At 64.6% G+C, this 21,913-nt stretch carries 20 protein-coding genes; 12 read left to right on the forward strand and 8 right to left on the reverse strand.

The genetic code is table 11. The annotated features are described in order from the left end of the window. Positions 1 to 38 precede the first annotated feature (38 nt). The 5 genes from NYR55_RS11645 (at position 39) to NYR55_RS15000 (ending at position 8,371) form a co-directional block, all read left to right on the forward strand. Positions 39 to 1,781, forward strand: a complete 1,743-nt coding sequence (locus NYR55_RS11645; RefSeq protein WP_260021477.1) for an ATP-binding cassette domain-containing protein — start codon at positions 39 to 41, stop codon at positions 1,779 to 1,781. Continuing rightward, positions 1,778 to 3,127: an HlyD family type I secretion periplasmic adaptor subunit gene (locus tag NYR55_RS11650; RefSeq protein WP_260021478.1), complete on the forward strand. Its 1,350-nt coding sequence runs from the start codon at positions 1,778 to 1,780 to the stop codon at positions 3,125 to 3,127. The genes NYR55_RS11645 and NYR55_RS11650 overlap by 4 nt, the downstream gene beginning before the upstream one ends. A 98-nt stretch (positions 3,128 to 3,225) precedes the next feature. After that, positions 3,226 to 4,140 carry a glycosyltransferase gene (locus tag NYR55_RS11655; protein ID WP_260021479.1) on the forward strand — a complete coding sequence of 305 codons (915 nt, stop codon included), beginning with the start codon at positions 3,226 to 3,228 and terminating at the stop codon, positions 4,138 to 4,140. 387 nt (positions 4,141 to 4,527) lie between these two features. Then, a complete protein-coding gene (locus tag NYR55_RS11660; protein ID WP_260021480.1) occupies positions 4,528 to 6,579 on the forward strand; it encodes a right-handed parallel beta-helix repeat-containing protein in 2,052 nt (683 codons plus the stop codon). Positions 6,580 to 6,781: 202 nt separating this feature from the next. Beyond that, positions 6,782 to 8,371, forward strand: coding sequence for an O-antigen ligase family protein (locus NYR55_RS15000; protein ID WP_260021481.1), 1,590 nt, complete (start codon positions 6,782 to 6,784; stop codon positions 8,369 to 8,371). 12 nt (positions 8,372 to 8,383) lie between these two features. Here NYR55_RS15000 and NYR55_RS11670 read toward each other — a convergent pair whose 3' ends face one another. After that, positions 8,384 to 9,337, reverse strand: coding sequence for a glycosyltransferase (locus tag NYR55_RS11670; protein ID WP_260021482.1), 954 nt, complete (start codon positions 9,335 to 9,337; stop codon positions 8,384 to 8,386). Between the two features lie 126 nt (positions 9,338 to 9,463). Further along, complete coding sequence (locus NYR55_RS11675; RefSeq protein WP_347709670.1) at positions 9,464 to 10,939, reverse strand: oligosaccharide flippase family protein; 1,476 nt, start codon at positions 10,937 to 10,939, stop codon at positions 9,464 to 9,466. A gap of 114 nt (positions 10,940 to 11,053) precedes the next feature. On the opposite strand from NYR55_RS11675, the gene NYR55_RS11680 reads away from it, so the two are divergent. From NYR55_RS11680 to NYR55_RS11695, 4 genes are read left to right on the forward strand one after another with little or no spacing between them, the layout of a single operon-like run. Then, on the forward strand, positions 11,054 to 12,379 hold the full coding sequence (locus NYR55_RS11680) for an ATP-binding protein (protein ID WP_260021484.1): 1,326 nt from the start codon (positions 11,054 to 11,056) through the stop codon (positions 12,377 to 12,379). Then, on the forward strand, positions 12,372 to 13,436 hold the full coding sequence (locus NYR55_RS11685) for a glycosyltransferase (protein WP_260021485.1): 1,065 nt from the start codon (positions 12,372 to 12,374) through the stop codon (positions 13,434 to 13,436). Before NYR55_RS11680 ends, NYR55_RS11685 begins: the two co-directional genes overlap by 8 nt. An 18-nt stretch (positions 13,437 to 13,454) precedes the next feature. After that, complete coding sequence (locus tag NYR55_RS11690; RefSeq protein WP_260021486.1) at positions 13,455 to 14,330, forward strand: glycosyltransferase; 876 nt, start codon at positions 13,455 to 13,457, stop codon at positions 14,328 to 14,330. Beyond that, on the forward strand, positions 14,327 to 15,244 hold the full coding sequence (locus tag NYR55_RS11695; RefSeq protein ID WP_260021487.1) for a glycosyltransferase family 2 protein: 918 nt from the start codon (positions 14,327 to 14,329) through the stop codon (positions 15,242 to 15,244). Before NYR55_RS11690 ends, NYR55_RS11695 begins: the two co-directional genes overlap by 4 nt. Before the next feature lie 10 nt (positions 15,245 to 15,254). On the opposite strand, the gene NYR55_RS11700 is transcribed toward NYR55_RS11695, so the two are convergent. Beyond that, positions 15,255 to 16,295 (reverse strand): glycosyltransferase family 2 protein, encoded by a 1,041-nt coding sequence (locus tag NYR55_RS11700; protein ID WP_260021488.1) that lies wholly within the window; start codon positions 16,293 to 16,295, stop codon positions 15,255 to 15,257. A gap of 103 nt (positions 16,296 to 16,398) precedes the next feature. Between NYR55_RS11700 and NYR55_RS11705 the strand changes: the two genes are divergently transcribed. Beyond that, positions 16,399 to 17,484: a glycosyltransferase family 4 protein gene (locus NYR55_RS11705; RefSeq protein ID WP_260021490.1), complete on the forward strand. Its 1,086-nt coding sequence runs from the start codon at positions 16,399 to 16,401 to the stop codon at positions 17,482 to 17,484. On the opposite strand, the gene NYR55_RS11710 is transcribed toward NYR55_RS11705, so the two are convergent. From NYR55_RS11710 to NYR55_RS11730, 5 genes are read right to left on the reverse strand one after another with little or no spacing between them, the layout of a single operon-like run. Continuing rightward, positions 17,481 to 18,701, reverse strand: coding sequence for an SGNH/GDSL hydrolase family protein (locus NYR55_RS11710; protein WP_260021491.1), 1,221 nt, complete (start codon positions 18,699 to 18,701; stop codon positions 17,481 to 17,483). The two genes, NYR55_RS11705 and NYR55_RS11710, sit on opposite strands and share 4 nt — an antisense overlap. A gap of 14 nt (positions 18,702 to 18,715) precedes the next feature. After that, complete coding sequence (rfbB, locus tag NYR55_RS11715; protein WP_260021492.1) at positions 18,716 to 19,768, reverse strand: dTDP-glucose 4,6-dehydratase; 1,053 nt, start codon at positions 19,766 to 19,768, stop codon at positions 18,716 to 18,718. Then, positions 19,761 to 20,624 (reverse strand): dTDP-4-dehydrorhamnose reductase, encoded by an 864-nt coding sequence (gene rfbD, locus NYR55_RS11720; protein ID WP_260021493.1) that lies wholly within the window; start codon positions 20,622 to 20,624, stop codon positions 19,761 to 19,763. Before rfbD ends, rfbB begins: the two co-directional genes overlap by 8 nt. Continuing rightward, on the reverse strand, positions 20,621 to 20,749 hold the full coding sequence (locus NYR55_RS11725; protein ID WP_260021494.1) for a dTDP-4-dehydrorhamnose 3,5-epimerase family protein: 129 nt from the start codon (positions 20,747 to 20,749) through the stop codon (positions 20,621 to 20,623). The genes rfbD and NYR55_RS11725 overlap by 4 nt, the downstream gene beginning before the upstream one ends. After that, positions 20,740 to 20,880 carry a hypothetical protein gene (locus NYR55_RS11730; RefSeq protein WP_260021495.1) on the reverse strand — a complete coding sequence of 47 codons (141 nt, stop codon included), beginning with the start codon at positions 20,878 to 20,880 and terminating at the stop codon, positions 20,740 to 20,742. Before NYR55_RS11730 ends, NYR55_RS11725 begins: the two co-directional genes overlap by 10 nt. A 241-nt stretch (positions 20,881 to 21,121) precedes the next feature. On the opposite strand from NYR55_RS11730, the gene NYR55_RS11735 reads away from it, so the two are divergent. Together NYR55_RS11735 and NYR55_RS11740 are read left to right on the forward strand one after the other, a co-directional pair. Further along, positions 21,122 to 21,598, forward strand: coding sequence for a PilZ domain-containing protein (locus NYR55_RS11735; protein WP_260021496.1), 477 nt, complete (start codon positions 21,122 to 21,124; stop codon positions 21,596 to 21,598). 193 nt (positions 21,599 to 21,791) lie between these two features. Further along, positions 21,792 to 21,913 (forward strand): hypothetical protein (locus tag NYR55_RS11740; RefSeq protein WP_260021497.1); only part of this gene is annotated, 122 nt, incomplete at its 3' end.

Here is a 21,913-nt window from a genome sequence, read left to right on the forward strand (position 1 = left end):
AAACAGGGGCTGACGAGTAAGGGGCTTTTTGCACAGCGATGTTTGATCCATCACGCCGCGCCGAATGGGAACGACGGATCGATCAGGCGATCGAGCAAGCCGACGCGCCCGCAATTCCGGCCAGTTTCAACGATTTTCAGCGGGTGATGAAGGCCGGATGGGCGGGGCTTGCCGTGCTGAGCCTGGTCATCTGGATCGCGCCTCTGATCGCCGCGCTGACGGGGTGGCAGATGATTGCCATGGCCGTGCCGGCACGCAGCGTGCCGACACTGGCCGGTGTCGGCGCAATCGGCCTGATCGCGCTGGTTGCGATGGCTGTCGCCTGGACCGCGCGTGCGCGGATGCTGGGCCAGATGTCCGCGGTCGCCGATGCGTGCGTGCCGCCGATGGTGGCGGCACGGCTGTGCGCCATCAAACAGGATGACGGGCGGCATCTGCGGGCGATCCGCGCCTTTCTGAACGGACCGGCGGCGGGCGCGCTGATGGATGTGCCGGGCGTCCTGTTGTCGGGCCTGATCCTGGCGCTGATCGTGCCCTGGATCGGCGCGGTCGCGCTGGCGGCGGCGGGCGCCATGCTGTTCCTGTCGTGGCGCGGTATCCGGTCCCGCTACGCCATCATGGCGCGTGAGGAAGCGGCCGGTGCCGCCGAAATTGACGTGCGCACCATCGCCATGCTGCGTCCTGCCGGGATGCGCGAGCGGATGCGCAGCGGCTGGGCGCCGGTTCTGCTGACCGGCCGAACCATCGAGGATGCGGCACAATCGGCCGGTCCGCCGCCGGTCGCCGTGGCCATTGCCCTGCTGGCGACGTGGTTGCCGCTGTTCATCGCGGGCGGATGGATGGCGCTGGCCGATCATGCGTCGATGCCGCTGATCGCTGCGGCACAGGCATTGGCGATGATCGGGATGCTGCCGCTGATCGTGCTGGTCATGCAGAGCGGCACGATCGCGGCCTGCCTGACCGGCTGGGGCGCGATCCGTACCTGGCTTGCGCTGCCGGTGCAGACCGCCGCTGCCGCCAATCTGCCGCCGCCGCGCGCGCGGATGGAATGCGACATTACCCTGCTGGGCTCGCCGGGGGATCATCGGGTGTTGCTGAGCAACATCGCCTTTACGCTGGATGCCGGTCAGATGCTGACCGTGATCGGGCCGGGCGGCGCGGGCAAATCGGTGCTGATGCGCGCCATTGCCGGGCAACTGCCCGTTGCCATCGGCGGCGTGCGGCTGGACGGCGTGCTGATCCCGCACTGGACCGACGCGATCCTGGATCAGGCCATCGGCTATATGCCCCAGCGGCCCGTGCTGGCACGCGGCACCATTGCCGAAAACATCGCCCGTTTCGATCCGATGGCCAGCAGCGAGGCAGTGCTGGCCGCCGCCCGGACGGCGGGTGTGCATGACGCGATCGTGGCCCTGACCGATGGCTATGACACAGAGGTCGGCGACGATGGCGAGCGGCTGAACGCATCGATGATCCATCGCATTGCGCTTGCCCGGGCCTGTTTCGGCGATCCGGTCCTGCTGTTGCTTGACGATCCGACCGCCTGCGCCGATCAGCGCGCGCGAAAGGGGCTGCAATCCGCGATCGACATGGCGCTCGAACGGGGTGCGATGGTGATCGTCGTCACGCATGAAGCCACGATCATCGACCGGTCCGACACCGTCCTGGTCCTTCGCGGCGGGCGTGCCGCGGCGCTGGCACCGCCGGCGCAGGTGCGCGCCGCGCTTCAGAAACCCGACACGCGCGATGGCGCCCCTCATCTGGCAGGCCCGATTTCATGAGCTATCTGATCCCCGTTCAGCATCCCTCGGCCGTCCTGACGGCCGGGACCGTGCCGTTCCAGTCGCACCAGGCCGCGTTGCGGGGGCAGGCGCGGCGGGCGATCCTGATCATCGGCCTGCTTGCCGCGCTGCTGCTGGGTGCCGCCGCGCTGGTCCAGACCAGGGCAGCGGTCGTCGCATCGGGCACGGTGACGGTCGAGCATCAGGTCAAGAAGATCGCCCATCCCGTCGGCGGCGTGATCGCCGAACTCTATGTACGCGACGGCCATCGGGTGCGGCGCGGGGACCGGCTGATGCGGCTGGATGACCGCGTGACCGGCGAAAGCGTCATGCGGATCGGCGAAACCGTCGAACAGTTGCTGGCGCAGCAGGCGCGGCTGACCGCCGAGCGGGATCAGGCGGGGCAGATCGCCTTTCCAGCATCGCTGTCGCGCAGCAACCCGTCGGCCGTGGCGGCGATGGAGGCCGAAAGCCGCCTGTTCGCCCTGCGCCGTCAGGCGCGCGCGACCGAGGCCGGCCAGTTCGAGGAGCGCATCCGCCAGGCGCAACAGCAGATCGCGGCGCTGGACGCCCAGGTGACCGCCAATCGCCGGCAGATTGCCCTGATCGAGCCGGAACGCGACAATCTGCGCAGCCTGTACGAGCGCCGCCTGGTCACCGTTGCCCGGCTGAACGAAGTCGAGCGCACATCGGTCAGCCTGAACGGCGACAGTGCCGCCCTGCGCGCACAGGTCGCCCAGATCCGAGCCCAGATCGCCGAATTGCGCCAGCAGGCGGCACAGGCGCGGATCGCCATGGCCACACAGGCGGGCATTGACCTGGCCGAAGTGACCAGCCGCCTGAACGAACAGTCGGTCCGGTCGGTCGCCGCGTCCGATCAAAAGGACCGCAGCCTGATCGTCGCGCCGCAGGATGGGGTGATCGACAAGCTGGCATTCACCACCATCGGCGGCGTCGTGCCGGCCGGTCAGACCATCCTGAACCTGGTCCCCACGGGCGACCGGCTGGTGGTGGAGGCACATGTCCCGGTGACCGACATCGATTCGGTGCGCGTCAATCAGCCGGCGGAGCTTCGCTTCAGCGCGTTCAATGCGCAGACCACGCCGCAGCTGAAGGGCCGGGTGCTGCGCGTCGCGCCGGAACGGACGGTCGATGAACGCACCGGCGCGTCCTTCTATGTGGTGGCGGTGGAAGTCAGCCCGGCCGAGCTTGCGCTGCTGAACGGGCGCGAGCTGGTCAGCGGGATGCCGGTCGAGGTGTTCCTGCAAACCGGCAGCCGTTCGTTCCTCTCCTATCTCTTCAAGCCGCTGGCCGATCAGTTCAATCGCGCGTTCCGGGAGGGATAAGGCGAGCCAGAACCGACGCAAAGCGACGTTGCTGCGGCGCACACATGTGATAATGACCCCGGGCGGCAGTGGTGCCGTGTCATCGGCGGATCCATTGCATGGACGGCATCGAACCGGTCACGGCCCGACACGGGGCGGACATTGCGGTCGTCATACCCTGTTACAACGGCGCCCGTTTTTGCGGGCAGGCGATTGAAAGCGCGCTTGCCCAGCGGGACGTGACGGTCGAGGTCATCTTTGTCGACGACGGTTCGTCGGACGGCAGCCACGCGGTGGCAGACGGGTTCGACGGCGTCACCGTCATCCGGCAAGCCAATGGCGGCGTGTCAAAGGCGCGAAATACCGGCCTGGCCGCCGTAACCGCGCCCTATGTCCTGTTTCTCGATTCGGACGATATCCTGCTGCCCGATGCGGCTGGCCTGGGCATCCGGCATCTGGGGAACGATCCTGAAAGCGTCATCGCCTTTGGCGGCACGAACGACATCGACAGTTCGGGCAAGGTGCTGTCCACGCGGCTGCCGCCCGCTCGTCGCTTTGCCCTTGAGGACGTGTTCTTCAACACCATTCCGCGGCCGAGCCAGACGGTGATGCGGACCGATGCCGTGCGCCGGGCCGGCGGGTTCGAGGTCGGCCGCCGGATGTGCGAGGATTTCGAGCTGTACGTGCGGATGCTGGCCGATGGCGCAACCGGCCTGTGTCACGGCGAGCCGGTGGCGCATTACCGGCGTCACCCGGGCCAGGCGACCCATCATGTCAGCGAAATGATGTGGGCGGCGCTGGACGTCGTCGACCGGGCCGAGCAGGCGAAGATCGGCGGGATCGGAACCGCGCGCTGGGCCGCGATAAGGCGGTTCTGGAAACAGGAACTGGGCGGCTTCATCGCCTATGAACTGGCGCGGGCGATTGCCGGACGGCAATGGGCACGGGCAGCAAAGGCCGCTCGCAGCTATCTGGTCAGCCAGCCCTATGCAGGGATTGGAACCTTTCGCGCTGCCTTCGGTCTGCGGAATTAGCAGCCGGACAAGCGTCATCGCTGATCCTGTCGCTGTGCAGCACGGACAGGCCTCAATTCGTTTGCAGCGAAACGATCCTTGTCGCAGCTTGGGCGCATGGCCAGCCTCATGCCCCGCTTCACCCGACTCAGCCGTATCCGTCGGCCGTTCCGATGGATTGCGGGCATCACCCTCGCGCTGTTCGCGATCTTCTCTGCGGCGGCCTACGCATTAACCGCAGACTGCTGTCCGCCATGCTCGGCGAATGCAAATTCAGCAACCGTCATGGTGTGCCCGCCATTAACTGTGCGGCTTAAAATCATCGCAAATTGTGCGCTGCATAACGCAAATGTGGGGCCCGGTGATCTGGGCGACCAGAACAACGGATCGCGATGCAAGGACCAATCGATGGCAACGGCTTTTAATGAACAGTCTGCAACGATAAACTATTTCGGTGGCAACGTATCGGGGGGGACAATTGTTCCCACGATCGGTTCGACCATCACGGTGGATTCGACTGCATCGTTGATTGCGGCACTGAAGGCGGCGAAGGGCGGCGAAACGATCCTGCTCAAAGCCGGGACCTATTCCGACGTTTCGATGATCGGAATGAACTTTGCGTCCAAGGTCTATATCCGTTCGGCCGATGCCGGCAATCCGGCGACGTTCACTGACCTGCGCATCCAGAACAGCTCGAACATCAGCCTGAGCACCGTCGATCTGACCGCCAAGCCCGATGCTCCGCTCTATGTGTTCCGGGTATCGGATTCCAAGTCCATCGATCTGGATCGGCTGGACGTCACCGGCGCCAACATGAGCCATGAACCGTTCGTGATCCGCGTGTCGAAGGACGTGACGCTCACCAACAGCGAGTTCAGCAAGGCAATGAACGCGCTGAACCTGGTCAGCAATACGAACGTGACGATTGCGGACAACGTCTTTCACGACATCCGGGTCGACGGCATTCGCGGCAACGTCGTCGATGGTTTGACCATCAAGGGCAATCTGTTCACCAATTTCTGGCCGGAGGGCGACATCGGGCGCAGCGGCGACCATGCCGATGCGATCCAGATCTGGACCGAGAACACGACTGCCAGCGCCACCAACATCAACATCGATTCCAACGTCTTTGTCCGGGGCGAAGGGCGGCCGATCCAGGGCATTTTCGTCCATGACAATTCGGGTGTGAAACCACCCATCGGCCTGTCGATCACCAACAATCTGATCGCCGGCGGCATGTGGAACGGCATTTTCTTCACCGGCAAGAACGTGACGGTGACGGACAACAAGGTTGCCGGCTATGCCGACCAGCTGTCGTGGATCAAGCCGCACGTGATCGACGGCGGGGTAATCAGCAACAATTCGGCGACCCGTTTCGAATGGGGCCCGATGTCCAGCGTCGAGCAGGCGCACAACAAGCTGATCAACAGTGCGGAAAGCAGCGTTTCGGCAGCGGACATCAATGGGCGGCTGAAACTGGTTCCCGAACTGACCACCATGGCGACATCGTTGCTGGCCGCGACCCTGTCTGGTCTGCTGGGCGCGATCGGCGGCGGCGGTTCGGGGGGAACCGGTGCCGGCAGCGCGGGCACCGCGGATGCAGCCGCCCAGTTCCAGCCCGCCCTAGCGCCAGAAATCAAGAAGGTCATGGGCACGGACAAGGCGGATCGCCTGGTGTCGAACGGGACGGGGTTCGAGGAGTTTCATGGCGGGGCGGGCAATGACCTGTACGTCGTCCGCCATGCCAATGACGTGGTGGTGGAGGGTGCCGACAGGGGGCGCGACACCGTGCATTCCGATGTCAGTTTCAAGCTTGGCGACAATGTCGAGGAGCTGTGGCTGCAGAAGGAAAACCTGACCGGCCATGGCAATGCGCTCGACAACCGGCTGGTCGGATCCGGCGGGATCGACACGCTGTACGGCCTTGGCGGCAACGACCTGATCCAGGGCGGCGCCGGGAACGACGCGATCTATGGCGGCGACGGGATCGATGACCTTCGCGGCGAGGATGGCGACGACCTGATCTATGGCGATGCCGGCAACGACCTGCTGACGGGCGGGGCCGGCAACGACCGGATCTATGGCGGCCTTGGCGACGACACGATCGAGGGAGGGGCCGGCAACGACGCGTTGTACGGCAACGCGGGCGCCGACCAGTTCCGCTTTCGTGACGATTATGCAGGCAACCGATCGACGGTCGATGTGATTGCCGATTTCAATCGTGCCGATCGCGACATCATCAACCTTGCGTTGATGGACGCCAACACCCGCACGTCGGCCAACGACACGTTCCGCTTTATCGGGACGAGCAGCTTCACCAAAAAGGCAGGCGAACTGCGCACGGAAGTCGTCAACGGTTCGACCCATGTTTATGGCGACGTCAATGGAGACGGGGTGGCCGATTTCACCATCATCGTTGATGGCGTGACCGATCTGACCGCGCGCGATTTCTGGCTGTAACGCCGTCCGGCATTGCTGAAACGGTGCAATCGGGGGGCGTTCCATGCGGATCGGCCCCCCTTTTGGCATCGCCATGTCGCGGCCCGGGACGCATCCGGCCGTGTGCCGGGGCATAAACACCTCGCACTGCGGCAAGGGTTGGTGTAGGCGCTGCCATAGCCCGCATGCCGCGCGTGCGGCACAGGTGCCAGACAGGTGATGGGTGAACCGACCGACTAGCTTTCCCAACGCGACGCCGATCGGGCAGGCAGGAATCGACATCGTTCTGCCGCCGTATCACCGGCCCAGCCCGACGCTGGACCTGCGCGGCCGTATGCCGTTGCTGCTGACGATCCTGGCCCTCGTCGCCGGCGGCGTCTGGTCCTGGGGCTTTCCCGTGTCGGCGGGCGTCATGGGGGCGGTGGTCGCCATCATCGGCGGCCTGGTGCTGTGGTTGTTGCCGGAAGTGCCGGGCACGCCGATCCGCACGCTGTCGATCCTGTTGTTCACGTTTCTGATCGGCCTGCTCGTCTGGCCCGATTATCTGGCGCTGACGCTGCCCGGAATGCCGTGGATCACGATGATCCGGCTGACCGGCGTGCCGTTGATGCTGGTGCTGATCGTCACCCTGTCCATGTCGCCGGTGGTGCGGCGCCGGGTGGTCGACGTGCTGAACGCCGGCAAGATCGTCTGGATATCCATGGCGGTGATGATCGCCGTCACCCTGCTCAACATTCCGGTCGCCTTTTTGCCGACCCAGGCGCTGAACCGCTTTCTGGTTGCACAGATGGCGTGGACGTCGGTGTTCTTTGCGGCGTGCATCGTGCTGTACCCCCAGGGACGGGCAACGCTGCTCGTTCGCGTGCTGTGGGGCATCACGGTCGTCGTTTGCGTCATCGGCGTTCTGGAAGCGCGGAAGCGCGGCGTTTTGTGGGCCGGGCATATCCCCAGCTTTCTGCAGATCGAGGACGAGGCGGTGCAGCGCTTTCTGGCCGGCACGTCCCGCGCGGCCAGCGGCATCTATCGGGTGCAAAGCAAGTTCACGACCAGCCTCGGCTTTGCCGAGTTCATGGCGCTGACCATGCCGTTCATGCTGCATCTGGTCGTTCAGTCGCGCAAATGGATCACCCGGATCGCGGCGGTCCTCACCATCCTGATCATGCTGTACTGCATCAAGGCGACGGACTCCCGCTTGGCGGTACTGGGCGTGATGATCTCGGTCGGCCTGTATCTGCTGTTCTGGGCGTATCGCACCTGGCGTGCCTCGCCCAGGAACCTGGTCGCCATGGCCGTCCTGGTAGCCTATCCGGTGATGTTCATGCTGGCCATCGCGTCCAGCTTTACGGTGGATGCGGTGCGCATCCGCGTGTGGGGCGGCGGGGCTGCGCAGTACAGCACCGAGGCGCGCAAGATCCAGTACGGCCTGGGCGTGCCCAAGGTGATCCAGCGGCCATGGGGCTGGGGCATGGGCAGCGGCGGGCGTGTGCTGGGATATATCGATAACAACGGGCTGGCGTCGATCGATTCCTATTATCTGAGCGCGGCGCTTGAATATGGTGTCATCGGCCTCATCGCCTTTTTCACCATGACGATCGGGGTAATCTATCTGCTGGCCAGGGCATTGCCCTATGCGCATGATTCCGAAACCGAGCTTATCGGCCCGCTGCTGATTTCGATGGTCAATTTCCTGATCATCAAGTCCGTGCTGAGCGCACAGGAAAATCACAGCTATGTGTATATCCTGCTCGGCATGAGCCTGGTGCTGATCGAACGCGTGCAGCGCCAGCGGCGGGAAGCTGCTGCCAAAAGCTGAGCCGGAAGCGGCTTACAGGGTACCCAGGACGCGCACGATCTCTTTCGCGCGGGCGTCGAACGAGTGGTGGTTGCGTACCGTTTTGGCGGCAGCGCGCGATGCGTTCCATCCCGTTTCCGATTGCTGGTCCGCCTCGAACTTTTCGGCAAAGTCGGAACCATCAGGCGCCACTGCGAGCAAGGATTCCCGCGGCACGAAATCCTCGAATTCGCCCGATCGGGGCAGCACGCCCAAGAGGCGCGTGCCCGCGGCCAGCCCCTCGAAATACCGCATGACCAGCGGGCTGAACCCCCCGGTGCGTGCCGGATCATCCAGATCGGGCGGCGTCGCCACGAAATAGCGGCTGCGGCTGACCAGCCGGCCCAGTTCCTGCGGATCCTCGATCGGTCCCGTCTTTTCGCGATACAGATAGGTCAGGTTATGCGCGTCGCAGTACCGTTCGATCGCGTTGTGCAGCGGCGCGTAGCGACGGCCCATCCAGAAAATGTCGACGTCCTTTTCCACCTTTCGTTCGGTGAACACCTTTGTGTCGATACCGAACGGCAGATAATGGACGCGATCGCCGCCCGGCATTCCTTTCAGGATGGCAAAGGCTTCCTTGTAGGGAATGAAGCAGGCCGCGATATTCTGGGCCCGGATCGATACCGTCAGCTTTGACAGCATATGCCGCCAGGGGTCGATGACGAACACCGATTTTCGGGTTCCCAGCGCCAGATTGGCAATCGCCAGCAGCGGCGTTTCAAGGCGGGAACTGCGCTGAAGCCCGAAGGTGAAATCGCAGGTCCGTGCCTGTCGCACCTGCTCCATCATCGCCAACGGGCGATCCCAGGAAAACGGTTCCGGTGCGACGGTTTCGGTTGGCACCAGCGCGGACAGACCCGAAAACATTGGCGGGGCCAGCGTCGTCCAGTTCAGCTCCGGATGAAGCTTTTCGTTCGACAGCAGGGCCAAGCGCAATTGGTTCATCTATTCCGTTTCCCTCTTTCGCCGCACCGCACTAGCGGGATGTGCGCACTTAGTCAGCATTAATGCAGCATTGGATGGGACAGGCACCGCTTTGCCGCCTGCATTTGCGGTCGAACCCGGTGACGTTCAGCGCAGGCGTGCGATGAGCCGTGGTCCGATCACGGGCAATGCCGATAGCTCGTCCAGGATGATGGTGCGGCGATAGATCAGCCATCCGATCATCAGGATCAGCGATGCCGCCAGCAGAGCCGGGCCGGTCGCCTGGCCACCCTCCATCATCAGCGCGACACCCGCGTTGAACAGGATGAGGATAAGCAGGATTGCGCCGAAATTGCCCATGCCGCGATACCAGCGGACCTTCATCGCGCGGTTGACCAGCACGATGCCGATAAACAGCGCAGCCGCCTCTGCCGCAAAGACGGTCGAGACGACGACGGTCAGCGTCGGATGGGCAATGATGATCGGCAGGCACAGCAGCACGCCGACAATCCGCACGATGTTGAGCGTCAGCGTGCCGCGCGTCCGGTCGATCGCCATGAACGACGTGCCCAGCCATTGCTGGGCAAATCGGGTGCCCTGCAGCATCCCGATCAGGCCGATGACGACCAGCGGCAACTGAAATGCCGCGCCGTACAGGACGGGGACGGCGAACGGCGCCACGATCGCAAAGCCAAGCGCCATGGCCAGCGTCCACAGGGCGAATCGGACGCCCAGCCGGTGCACGCTGTCCCCGGCGCCGCCTTCTGACCACACCGTTTTCGAGATGGTCGGCAGCGCGGTGTTCATGAAAAACCGGCCGACCATCGAACTGGGATAGAGGATCAGCAGCAGGGTGGAGGCGTACAGGCCAAGCTCGCGCGTGCCGACCAGCGATCCGACCACCAGCCGGTCGCCCTGGCCGGATGCATAGAGCAGCAGGCCGTTCAGCGAGAGCGGCAGGGCAAACAGCACCATCGGCCGCAGATAATCGCGGTCAAAGCCGATTTCGTACCGGCGATGCGCGACCGCATGGGTCGCGATCAGTTGTGCGATGGACCGGGCGATCAGGCCGACGACGATCGCGGTATAGCTTTGCGTGACGAACGCGGTCGCCACGGTGACGACAAAGGCGACACATTCGGCCGAGATGTTCACGATCGCTTCAGGTGTGAAGTTCATGTTGCGCTGCACAGTGCGGACATCATTGTGAACGAAACCGGCGATCAGCGGATAGACGGCCAGAACCATCAGCGACGGATAGATGGACGGTTCCCCATAGAGCTGCGCCACCGGAATGGCGGACACCAGCATCATCCCGGCGATCAGGACGCCGCGAACCACGGTGATGCCGTGCGATACGCGCTGCATCCGGGGGTCGTCGCCCTTGGGGCTGACAACCAGGTACCGGTCGACACTAAAGTCGGTGATCAGTTCGAAAAGCGAGGCGGTGAGCACCAGAATGCTCATCAAACCGACCTGATCCGGCCCAAGAATCCGAGCCAGGGCAACATAGCGGAGAAACACGATGACCTGACAAAAGACGATCGACGCCATGTAAATTCTGTTTCGGCCGGGGGCGGCCATGCGCGATCCTTTCAATGGACATCTGTGCTGCACCGCCATACAGAAATATCGCGGCGATAAAAGAATTACGCACGGGCTGCCGCGTGGCCGATCGCCGCACGTCGCCCGGAGGGGCACGGCCAAATTCGCAGATGGGGCAAGGAGGCAATAGTCTTGGCTTGGTATAATCCGTTCAGGCGCAAGCAGGACGACGAAGAGCTTGCTGCACCGCAATATGCGGCTGCCGAGGACGGCGTCGCCATTGCGGCAGAGGCGCCCTTGCCGATCGTCAAGGACCGGAACGTGCAAAAGGACAACCTGCCCCGGTTTCGCGGATCGGCCAGCGAAAGCCGTCAGGCAGGCACGCTGCGATCGTCGCTGCGGTCGCGGGTACGCGATTCGTTCACGCCGACCCAGCCGGTCGACAATCTGCGCCTGTTTGCAGGGCGCGAGGATGCGCTGCGCAGCCTGATCCGGTCGATCGAGGATCAGCGGCTGCACGTCGTCGTCTATGGCGACCGCGGCATCGGCAAGACATCGCTGCTCCGCATCTTTTCCCAGGTCGCGCGCGAGGCGGATTATCACATCTGCTATCACAGCTGCGGTCAGGACGAGACGTTCACCGAAACCTTCCGCGCCATCGCGGCCAATATCCCCGCGCTGCTGGACGAACGCTATGATCCCACCTCCTCGACCGTCGAGGAGCGCAAGACGATGGGCGACCTGTTGCCGCCTGGCGAGCTGACCGTCGGTCAGATCAGCGCGCTGTTTTCCCACATTTCCAATTCCCGCGTCATCGTGATGCTGGACGAATTTGACCGCAGTTCGGACGGCGAGTTCCGCCGCAACATCGCCGAACTGGTCAAGAACCTGTCCGACCGGTCGATCCGGGTGCAGCTGGTGCTGGCCGGGGTGGCCAGCAACCTGGCCGAGCTGATCGGCTATATCCCGTCGATCCGCCGCAACATCATCGGCCTGCCCGTCGCGCCGATGACGGAGCAGGAGGTCCGCAGCCTGATCCGCATCGGTCAGAACATGTCCGGGCTGACATTCAGCCAGACGGCGATCGACCGGGTGATCGAGGCGGCGCAGGGATCGCCCTATATCGCCAGCATGCTGGGCCAATATGCCTCGTTCGGCGCGGTGGACAGCAATGCGCTGTCGGTGACCGATGCCCATGTGAACGACGCAATCGCGCTCGCTGTGGATCAGCTGCGCCAGCGGGTGAGCGAGCGCAGCCTTCATGCGATCGACCGCATCTATGCCGAGGGGCATGGCCCCTTCCTCGTCTCGCTCGCGCGAAAGGCGCTGAGCGCGCTGGGCCGGGCCGAAGTGGAGGACGAGGCCAAGGCTGCCACCGTCCGCAACTGGTTCATCGACCGCCACGGCCTGCTGGCCCCGATCGACGACGAGCCGCTGAAGTTCCATTTTCGCGAGGAAAGCGTGCCGACCTATCTGACGCTGTTGTCAGCCAAGCTCGGATCGATCCAGGATGAATGATCAGGCGACGATTGACCGGACAGATGCGCAGAAGGCGGGGGTCGACCGGACCCGGATCTGCCTTGCCGGATCGGGCGGCGGCCATGTGCGCCAGCTGTTCGATCTGACTGCGCTGTACGAGGGCGAGGATCATTTCTTTGTAACCGAGGACACCGCGCTCGGCCGGTCGGTCGCCGCCAAATCCCGGGCGCATTTCGTCGCTCATGTCGCGCTGGGCCAGGCCCGGCTGGGTGCGCCCATCCATATGCTGATGGCGGCGTTTCGCAATGCGGCTCAAAGCCTGAAGATCATCCGCAAGGAACGGCCCAGTCTGGTCATCACGACCGGCGCGGGGTCGATGTTTTTCGTCACGCTGTTTGCCCGGCTGATGGGATCGCGGATCATCCTGATCGATTCCTTTGCGCGGTTCAGCGGACCGTCCGCCTTTGCCCGGATCGCGCGACCGCTGGCCCATATGCGGGTCGCCCAGTCGCGCATTTCAGCCGAAAACTGGCCGGGGGCCATCGCCTTTGATCCGCTCCGCGAACTGGAGCGGGAAGAACAGCCCAAGGAGCCATTGCTGTTCGCCACGGTGGGCGCGACGCTGCGGTTCGACCGGCTGGTCGAAATGGTGGCGGATGCCAAGCAGCGCGGCCTGATCCCGGAGGACGTGATCTTCCAGACCGGCGATGGCGGCCCGCTGCCCCAGGGCGAGGGGATGGAGGCGCACGAGGCGCTGCCGTTCGATCGGGTCGGATCGATCCTGCGCCGGGCCAGCATCGTGGTGTGCCATGCCGGAACCGGATCGATCATCACCGCCCTGCGCGAGGGGTGCAAGGTGATCGTCGTGCCGCGCCGATTTGCGCTGGGCGAGCATTATGACGACCATCAGAGCGAGATCACGACCGCGTTTGTCGAGCGCGGGCTGGTGTCGATGGCGAACAATGCCGAAGAACTTGCCGTGGCGCTGAAGGAAGCGCGCCAGCGCCCGCAGCGGTTCGTGACGACCGACCACCAGCCGCTGATCGCGCATCTGGCCGACGATCTTGCCCGGCATCGCGCCATCAAGTCGCATTGATCCATGGCGGGTCCGTCCATGCCGACCGTATCGGTCATCATTCCCCATTATAACGACCCGGTCCGGCTGGATCGCTGCCTGACAGCGCTGGCGGCGCAGGATTATCCGGCGGATCAGGTCGAGATCGTCGTCGCGGACAATGGCAGTCCGTTGCCGCCAGGCGAGCTGGAACGGATCGTCGCCGGCCGCGCGCGCATCGTGATCGCCCATGAAAAAGGCGCCGGCCCCGCACGCAATACCGGTGTTGCGGCATCGAACGGCCGGGTGCTCGCCTTTACCGATGCCGATTGCCTGCCCGAACCGGGCTGGATCAGCGCCGGTGTGGCCGCGCTGGACCGGGCGGATTTTGCCGGCGGGCACATGGTCGTGATGATCGAGCGCAATGACGGCGCACCGCGCACCGGGGCCGAGGCGTTCGAAACCGTATTCGCGTTCAACAACCGGCAATATGTCGAGGAAAAGGGGTTCAGCGTTACCGCCAACCTGTTCTGCGAACGTCGGGTGTTCGACGCGGTCGGCCCGTTCCGCAACGGGGTGTCGGAGGATCTGGACTGGTGCGTCCGCGCGCGGCAGGCGGGTTATGCCATCACCTATGCCGCCGATGCCACCGTCGCCCATCCGGCCCGGGCAGACTGGCCGCAACTGCTGCACAAGTGGAAGCGGCTGAATGTCGAGGCATTCAACCTGCAAAAGGGACGGCCGCTGGGCAGGCTGCGCTGGGCGGTCCGTTCATTCGCCCTGCCGCTGTCGATCGCGCCCCATGCGGTGCAGGTGATGCGATCCGGCGCGCTGGCCGATGACGGGGAGCGCCGCCGCGCGATCGCCACGCTGGTCCGGCTGCGGCTCTGGCGATTTGCCGATTCCTGGGCGCTGTTGATGGGGGGCGGGCAGTGAAGATCGCCGTCGTCATCGTTTCCTATCGCAATGTCGAGGATGTGACGCGCTGCGTCGATGCGCTGTCGCGTTCGACCCATTCCGCGTTCGAAGTGGTCATCTGTGAAAATGGCGGGTCTGCTCATGCAGAGCGGATGATCGAGGCGATCCCTGCCGTGCTGCCGGGCGGTCAGCCGGTGCGGGTCATCCATGCCGACAATCCCGGCTTTGCCGGCGGCGTCAATCTGGGCCTGCGGGCCACGCCGGATGCCGATGCATGGTGGGTGCTCAATCCCGATACGGTACCCGAACCGGGCGCGATGGCCGCGCTGGCGGCGGTCCTGACCCAGGGCGATTGCGACGCGGTGGGCGGCATTCTCCATTATGCCGATGGCCGCATCCAGTCGCTGGGCGGTCAATGGCATGGATGGCTTGCCCGGGCGGGGTCGCTGGGGGCAGGGGGGCGGCTGGGCGATTCGATCGACCCTGCGATGATCGCCGGTCAGCAGGATTACCTGATGGGTGCATCGATGCTGGTCAGCCGCAGCTTCCTGACGGTGGTTGGCGAGATGAGGGAGGATTATTTCCTCTATGCCGAAGAGATCGAATGGTTCCTGCGGGCCGGGCGCGCGGGGATCAAGCTGGGCTTTGCGCCCGATGCGCGCGTGCTGCACCATCAGGGGACGACCACCGGCTGGGCCAATGACCTGCGCAACCGGTCCCGGTTGCCCGTGTATCTGGACGAGCGGAACCGCATCCATGTGACGCGCGATCACTTTCCGGCGCGGCTGCCGGTCGTTGCGGTGCTGGCACCGGCGTACATGGTGCTGCGGTTTGCGCGCAAGCGTGCGTGGCGGCAGATCGGGTACGGCCTGCAGGGTTGGTGGGCGGCGATGCGGGGCGAGCGGGGCGCCCCGACCTGGCTGGGCAAATAAGCCGCCGGTTTCAGGCGGACAGCGCCCATTTCCGGTCCAGCGATTCCAGCCAGCGCAGCCGATCGGGCGACCGTTTGCTGTCCCACGGGCCGTCCGGTTCGTCAGCGGCATAGTTTTCGAACAGGCGCGTCGCGGCCGCCGCATCGCCGCCGCCTGCCCGCGCGAGCATCGCCAGTCCCTCATTGCCCAGCGTCTGCACCGCCATCGCCGGATCGGCGCGGAACCCCTTTGCCAGCGCGGTCATCCCGTCCTTCCACAAGGATCGCCGGAACCGGTTGCGGGCATGTTCGACGTGCAGGCGCGCCATCTGTCGCCGGATGATCGGCTGGGCATCGTCGCCTGCGATGGGCGCGAGCATGGCGTACATCTGAAGATGCGAGCGGATCATGGTCGCCACCTGATTGGACATGCCGCCGCCTGCTCGGCGATAGCCGGTCAGATAGGCGGGCACGCAGACAAAGCCATGGCCGCGGGCGATGCGCAGCTGGAACAGATAATCCTCCACCCCCGGATTGCCGCTGTCCCCCAGTGCCGGTTCATAGCCGATTTCCCTGGCGACGTCCGCGCGGACCAGCGGCGTGCTGCCGTTCGAAATGAAGTTCCAGTCGAGATGGCGGTGAAAGACATGACCCTCGACCACGGGTGAGGGCGCACCCGGAAACACCCGGTTGCCGCCGTCGATGCGGCGGAACCAGTTGTAGCACAGCGCCGTCCCGTCCGGCGCGCTCTGCAATGCGGCCAGTTGCAGGGCCAGCTTTTCCGGATGCCACAGGTCGTCAGCGTCCAGCGGGGCGATCCAGTCGCCCTGTGCGGCGGCAAGCGCGGTGTTGCGCGCGCGGGCAACGCCGCCATTGGCCTGGCGGATCAGGCGCACCCGGCCCTCCCGCGCCGCGATCCCGCCCACGATTTCCGCCGTTGCATCGGTGGACCCATCGTCCACCACGATGACGTCAAGATCCCGATGAGACTGCGCAAGTGCCGATGAAATCGTGCTTTCAATCGTTGCCGACGCATTGTAGGCGGGCACAAGCACGGAAATGGTCCGGGGCATGATCACTTTGCTTTTCGGTGACGTCTGCGGGGGTGAGTAGCAGCATCATGGATCGTCGTGGAGTGACAATGTGCGCCTAGCGTTTGTCGCATTGTCCACCCCGATGCTGCGAAGCTCGTGGAGTAGCATTCCCTTTTCGACATGGCGTGAAGTTCTGCGCCGTTATCCCGATGCGGCGCTGATCGATACGCCGCGTCTGGATGCCGTTGCCGAACGCGGCGGGCCGCTGGAGGCATGGGGCATCCCCATCCGCCAAAGTCGGACTATGGCCCGGCTTTCCGCCCGCATCGTCCAGCAACAGCTGGATGCCATCCGGCCCGACGTGATCCTGTCGATCGGCGCGTCGCACAAACTGGCCTATGCCACGGTTGATTGCCCCGTCATTCACGTCACCGACGGCCTGTTTGCGACGATCTGCGCCTATTACAGCAAGTATGAATCGTTTCGCGGCGGCGCGCTGCGTCGCGGGAACGAGGATCACCGCCGCCTGCTGTCCAAAATCGACATGATGCTGTTCGCATCCGACTGGGCAATGCGATCGGCGGCCGACCTGTACGACGTGCCGGAAGAACGGATGCGCGTCGTGCCGTTCGGGGCCAATCTTGACCAGACGCCGCCATTTGAAATCCGACGATCCCAGGGCAGCGTCTCGCTGGTCTTTGTCGGCTATGACTGGCACCGCAAGGGCGGGCCGCTGGCGCTGGCCAGCTATCGCGCGCTGCGTGCACGCGGTGTCGAGGCGACGCTGGACATTATCGGCTGTTCACCATCCGAGGCGCGCGGCATCGACGGCGTGACCGTGCATGGCCGGCTGGACAAATCGAGCCCGGCCGATGCCGCGCGTTTTGCGCAGGTGATGCGCGATGCGGCATTCTTCATCATGCCGACCCGGCAGGAGGCGTTCGGGATCGTGTTCTGCGAGGCGGCGGCCCATGGCCTGCCGGTCATCGCCACCACGACCGGCGGCGTGCCGAGCGTGGTCGATAATGGCGTGACCGGGCATCTGCTGTCGCTGGAGGACGGACCGGACGCCTATGCCGAACGGATCATCGGCACCTGGTCCGACAGCGCGGCCTATCTGGCGATGAGCCGCGCGGCACGCACTGCCTATGAGGAACGGCTGAACTGGCGCGCATGGGGCGATTCGCTGGATCAGGCGATCGACCATGTGCTGGGCCGGTCGCGTTAGGGGATCGGCCGTTCGCTGCTGGTCATGAACCCGCTGATCACCACGCTGGTCCCCGTCGATGTCACGCCGTTCACCGTTGGCCGCGTATTGCTGACCGAACAGCTGACCCGGTGGGCACCATCCGAAAATCCGGTCAGCAGATTGGCGTATAGGAACAGGCCGCTTGCCGGAAATTCCGGATCGAACAGGGTAATCGTCTGCGCCGGGCCGCCGTCGATCGAACAGCTGAGCGCGCCCGTATCGCGGCCCGCGCCATAGACGAAACCGACGCTGGTGCCGGTGAAGTCCAGCGTGAACTGATTGCCGCCCTGACAGGTCAGCGACTGGGCAAAGCGCCAATAGCTGTTGGCCGCCGTCTGGTTGGTGATGGAACAGCCTGTTGCCGCCGCGCGCGTGGCCGGCAGAATCGCGGCCCCGTCCAGCCGGGTCTGCGCGATATAGCTGGTCGTTGCCGGGCCGACCGCAGCGGTTGGCAGATAGCTGATCAGCGAATCGCGGACCGCCGCGAAATAGATGTCCGATCCCGCATCGTTCGGGTGGATGCCGTCGGGCAGATAGCTGAGGATCGATCCGCCGCCGCTGCGCACCCGGTCCCACATGACCGCGCCCGCATCGATGAAATGCACCTGATTGCGCGTGGCGACGTCGCGGAGCTGGCGGATATGGGCCGGGACGGTGTTGGCCAGGCGGCTTGACCCGTCCAGCGCATTGGTGGCGGCGACATAGACGATGATCACCCGCGGATTCGCCCGCCGCAGCTTGGCGATCAGCGCATCGGTATAGCGGACCCGGCCATTCTCATCGAGCAGCAGGTCGTTGACCGCAAATTCGACGAACACCAGGTCTGGCACGAACCCCCGCAGATCCTCTTCCATCCGATAGGCGGCGAATTGCGACGTCGTGTAGGGCAGCGAGAAATTCTGCGACGTGGCGCTGCTATATTGCGAGCGAAGCCAGGTGGCGGTCTGATTGGCCCAGACACGGCTGGTGTCGCTGGTCCCGGCCGTGATCGACGCGCCGATGAATGCCACGCGGATGGATGCGGTATAGGGGAGCGCCGAGGTGGTCGGGGTTGGCGTGACCGTTGGTGTCGGCGTCGGCGCCGATGCGCTGCCCCCGCCCGATCCGCCGCCACATCCGGCGAGACCGGCAGCCACAGCCGCCAGTGCCAGCTTCATACCCGTGTGGCCGGTTCGCCACGCCCCGTATCGACCCATGACCCGAATATGCCCTAGCGCAGCAGGCTGCGCCACCAGTTTTCATTCGCCAGATACCAGGCCAGCGTCTCGGCAAATCCTTCTGCAAAGGTGCGGCGCGGCTCATAGCCAAGTTCGCCCCGGATCTTGGTTTCGTCGATCGCGTAGCGGCGGTCATGCCCCTTGCGATCGGTGACGAAGGTCTTGAGCGTGTCGGTCGGTTCACCCCGCGCGGCGGGGGCATCGGGATAGCGCGCCGCCAGCGTGGGATCGGCGGCAAAGGCGCGGTCGACGGTGCGGCAGATCTCGGCAATTACCTCAAGGTTCGGCAGTTCCTGGCCGCCGCCGACATTATAGGTCTCGCCGATCCGCCCCTGCAGCAGGATGCGTTCGATGCCGTTGCAGTGATCCTCGACGTGCAGCCAGTCGCGCACATTCATGCCGTCGCCATAGATGGGCAGCGACCGGCCATGCAGCGCGTTGAGCAGGAACAGCGGGATCAGCTTTTCCGGAAACTGATAGGGGCCGTAATTGTTCGAACAGTTGCTGGTCGTCGTTTCCAGCCCATAGGTGTGGTGATAGGCGCGGACCAGGTGATCCGACCCCGCCTTTGACGCCGAATAGGGCGAATTGGGCGCATAGGGCGTGGTTTCGGAAAACGCTGCATCGTCCGGGCCGAGCGATCCGTACACCTCGTCCGTCGACACATGATGGAACCGGTGCGGGCGGCCGGTGCCGGTGTCCAGCCACGCCTTGCGCGCGGCCTTCAACAGGCTGTGCGTCCCGATGACGTTGGTGGTCACGAATGCATCGGGGCCGGTGATCGACCGGTCGACATGGCTTTCCGCCGCGAAATGCACGATGGTGCCGATGCCGCGATCGGCCAGCAGACCTTCGACCAGTGCAGTATCGCAAATGTCACCGACCACCAGTTCGACCCCGTCAAGGCCGTCCAGATTGGCGCGATTGCCGGCATAGGTCAGCGCGTCCAGCACGGTGATACCGTCATCGGGGTGATGCTGGCGCCAGTAATGCACGAAATTGGCACCGATAAAGCCGGCCCCGCCGGTGACGAGCAGTTCAGCCATGGTCGCGAAGGTCCTTCAGCATGGATCTCAGATTGACGCGCCAGTGCGGCGCCCGCCAGCCCAGCGCGGCCCAGGTCGCTTCCTTGTCCAGCACGGAAAAGGACGGGCGCCGGGCGGGCGTCGGAAAAGCGGAGGAGGGGATGGGGTGGACCGGCACGGCGCGATCCAGCAATCCGATTGCCAGCGCCTCTTCCTGGATTGCGACGGCAAAATCGTACCAGCTGGCAACGCCGCTGTCGGTGTAATGCAGCGTGCCCGACACCCCTGCACTGGCGAGTTCCCACAGCGCCCGGGCAATGCCGCCGGCATGGCTGGGCGTGCCGATCTGGTCGCAGACGACCTTTACCTCGTCACGCTCGCGCATCAGGCGCAGCATGGTGCGGACGAAATTATGCCCCTGCGCCGCATAAACCCATGCCGTGCGCACGATCAGCGCGTCGGGCGCTCGGCGGGCCGCGATCTCCCCCTCCATCTTCGACCGGCCATAGACGGAGAGAGGCGCATAGGCCGCGTTCACCGGATAGGGGGTGCTCGCCATGCCGTCGAACACGAAATCGGTGGATACATGGACCAGCCGGGCACCAACTGCCCGCGCCGCATCGGCCAGATGGCCCACGGCCTCGCCGTTGATCGCCATGGCCTGCGCCACTTCGCTTTCCGCCCGGTCCACCGCGGTATAGGCGGCGGAGTTCAGGATGAGCTGAGGGCGCTGTGCCGTGACCAGGGCGGCGACGGCCGCGCCGTCACTGACGTCGAGGCTTGCGCGATCGACCGCAATCGCATCGACACCCGCCGGGGTGCTCGCGATCAGGGCGCGCCCAAGCTGGCCACCCGCGCCGGTGATCAGGGCCTTCATGGATAAACGACAGCCTCGGCCAGCGGGCGCCGGTTCCAGCTTTCCATGAACAAGCTGCGGACATCGCCATGAATTCTTGGCTCGACGATATTTACGCCATCGATCCGGGTGGGGATCAGTTCCATTGCCGATCGCGCTCCAGCAATTCGGGCAGATAGGCGCCATGGCCGGACGTGCGCAGCGGCTGTGCAACCCGGCGCAGCTCCTCGTCCAAGATAAAGCCCTTGCGCCAGGCGAGAGTGAATCCCTTGCGCATCAATTCCATCCCTCGATCCTGACGCTGCTCCATCCATCAGCGCCCGATTTCGTCGCCTCGACTAGCCAGCATCAAGTTACAGGTGCAACCGTAATCTCCGCGCGCGTGGGACAGTGGGTCACGGCTCGTCCCGCAATCCACTCGCCTCCGGGTGGCGGCGGGGCGATGCAGGGCGGGGCTAGCGGAAAATTAACGTCTGTCGGGCAGGGTCGCCGCCAATTGACAGACAGGAGTTTCGTTCGTGGGCCTTTCCGCCACCATAAGCGTGCTTGATCGTTCCCCGCGGCGGGATCTCAACGTCGCCGCGACGATGCGGGTGGACCGGCAGCCTGTCGATGTCGAGGTGCTGAACATATCGGCCACGGGGTTCAAGGCCCGCTGCACGGTCGAATTGCGGGCCGACGATACCGTGATGATCGGGGTGGCCGGCATGGGCCGCCGGGTCGCGTCCGTCGTCTGGTCGGAAGCGCCCTTTTATGGCTTTCAATTCGAACAGCCGCTCGATTCGCAGACGCTGGAATCGCTGCGCCAGACGACGAATGTCGTGCCGCTGCCGGTGACGACTGAGCCGAGCGGCGCGGTCGGCCCTGCGGACATGGGTGCCGATTACCGCGCAATGCCCCTTGTCGTCGGCGTGGTGCTGTCGCTTTCCATGGCATTCGGCTTTACCGTCAAGGCGATCTGGGACGGAATGGTCGCGCGAAAGCCGCGCAAATAACCGGCGACCACCCATAGGCCACGGCCTGCCCCATCCAAGGACAGCAATCCCGGCCTGAAGGATTGCGGTGTGCTGCGTTGCAATATAATCCGCCGCCGATGATTTTCGGCACGAACGGCATTGATCCCTGCTGCCCATGGGCGGGCAGGGGACAGGCTGAGGCGGTCCATCCTCACGCTCAAGGAAACGTCGCATGAAGCTGGTGATGATAGGTTCGGGTTATGTGGGGTTGGTGTCCGGGGCGTGTTTTGCGGATTTCGGGCATGACGTGGTGTGCGTGGACAAGGACGCGGGCAAGGTAGAGTTGCTGCGTTC

Origin of the sequence: Sphingomonas sp. BGYR3, assembly GCF_025153455.1 — a bacterium.
Taxonomy (GTDB): Bacteria; Pseudomonadota; Alphaproteobacteria; order Sphingomonadales; family Sphingomonadaceae; genus Sphingomonas.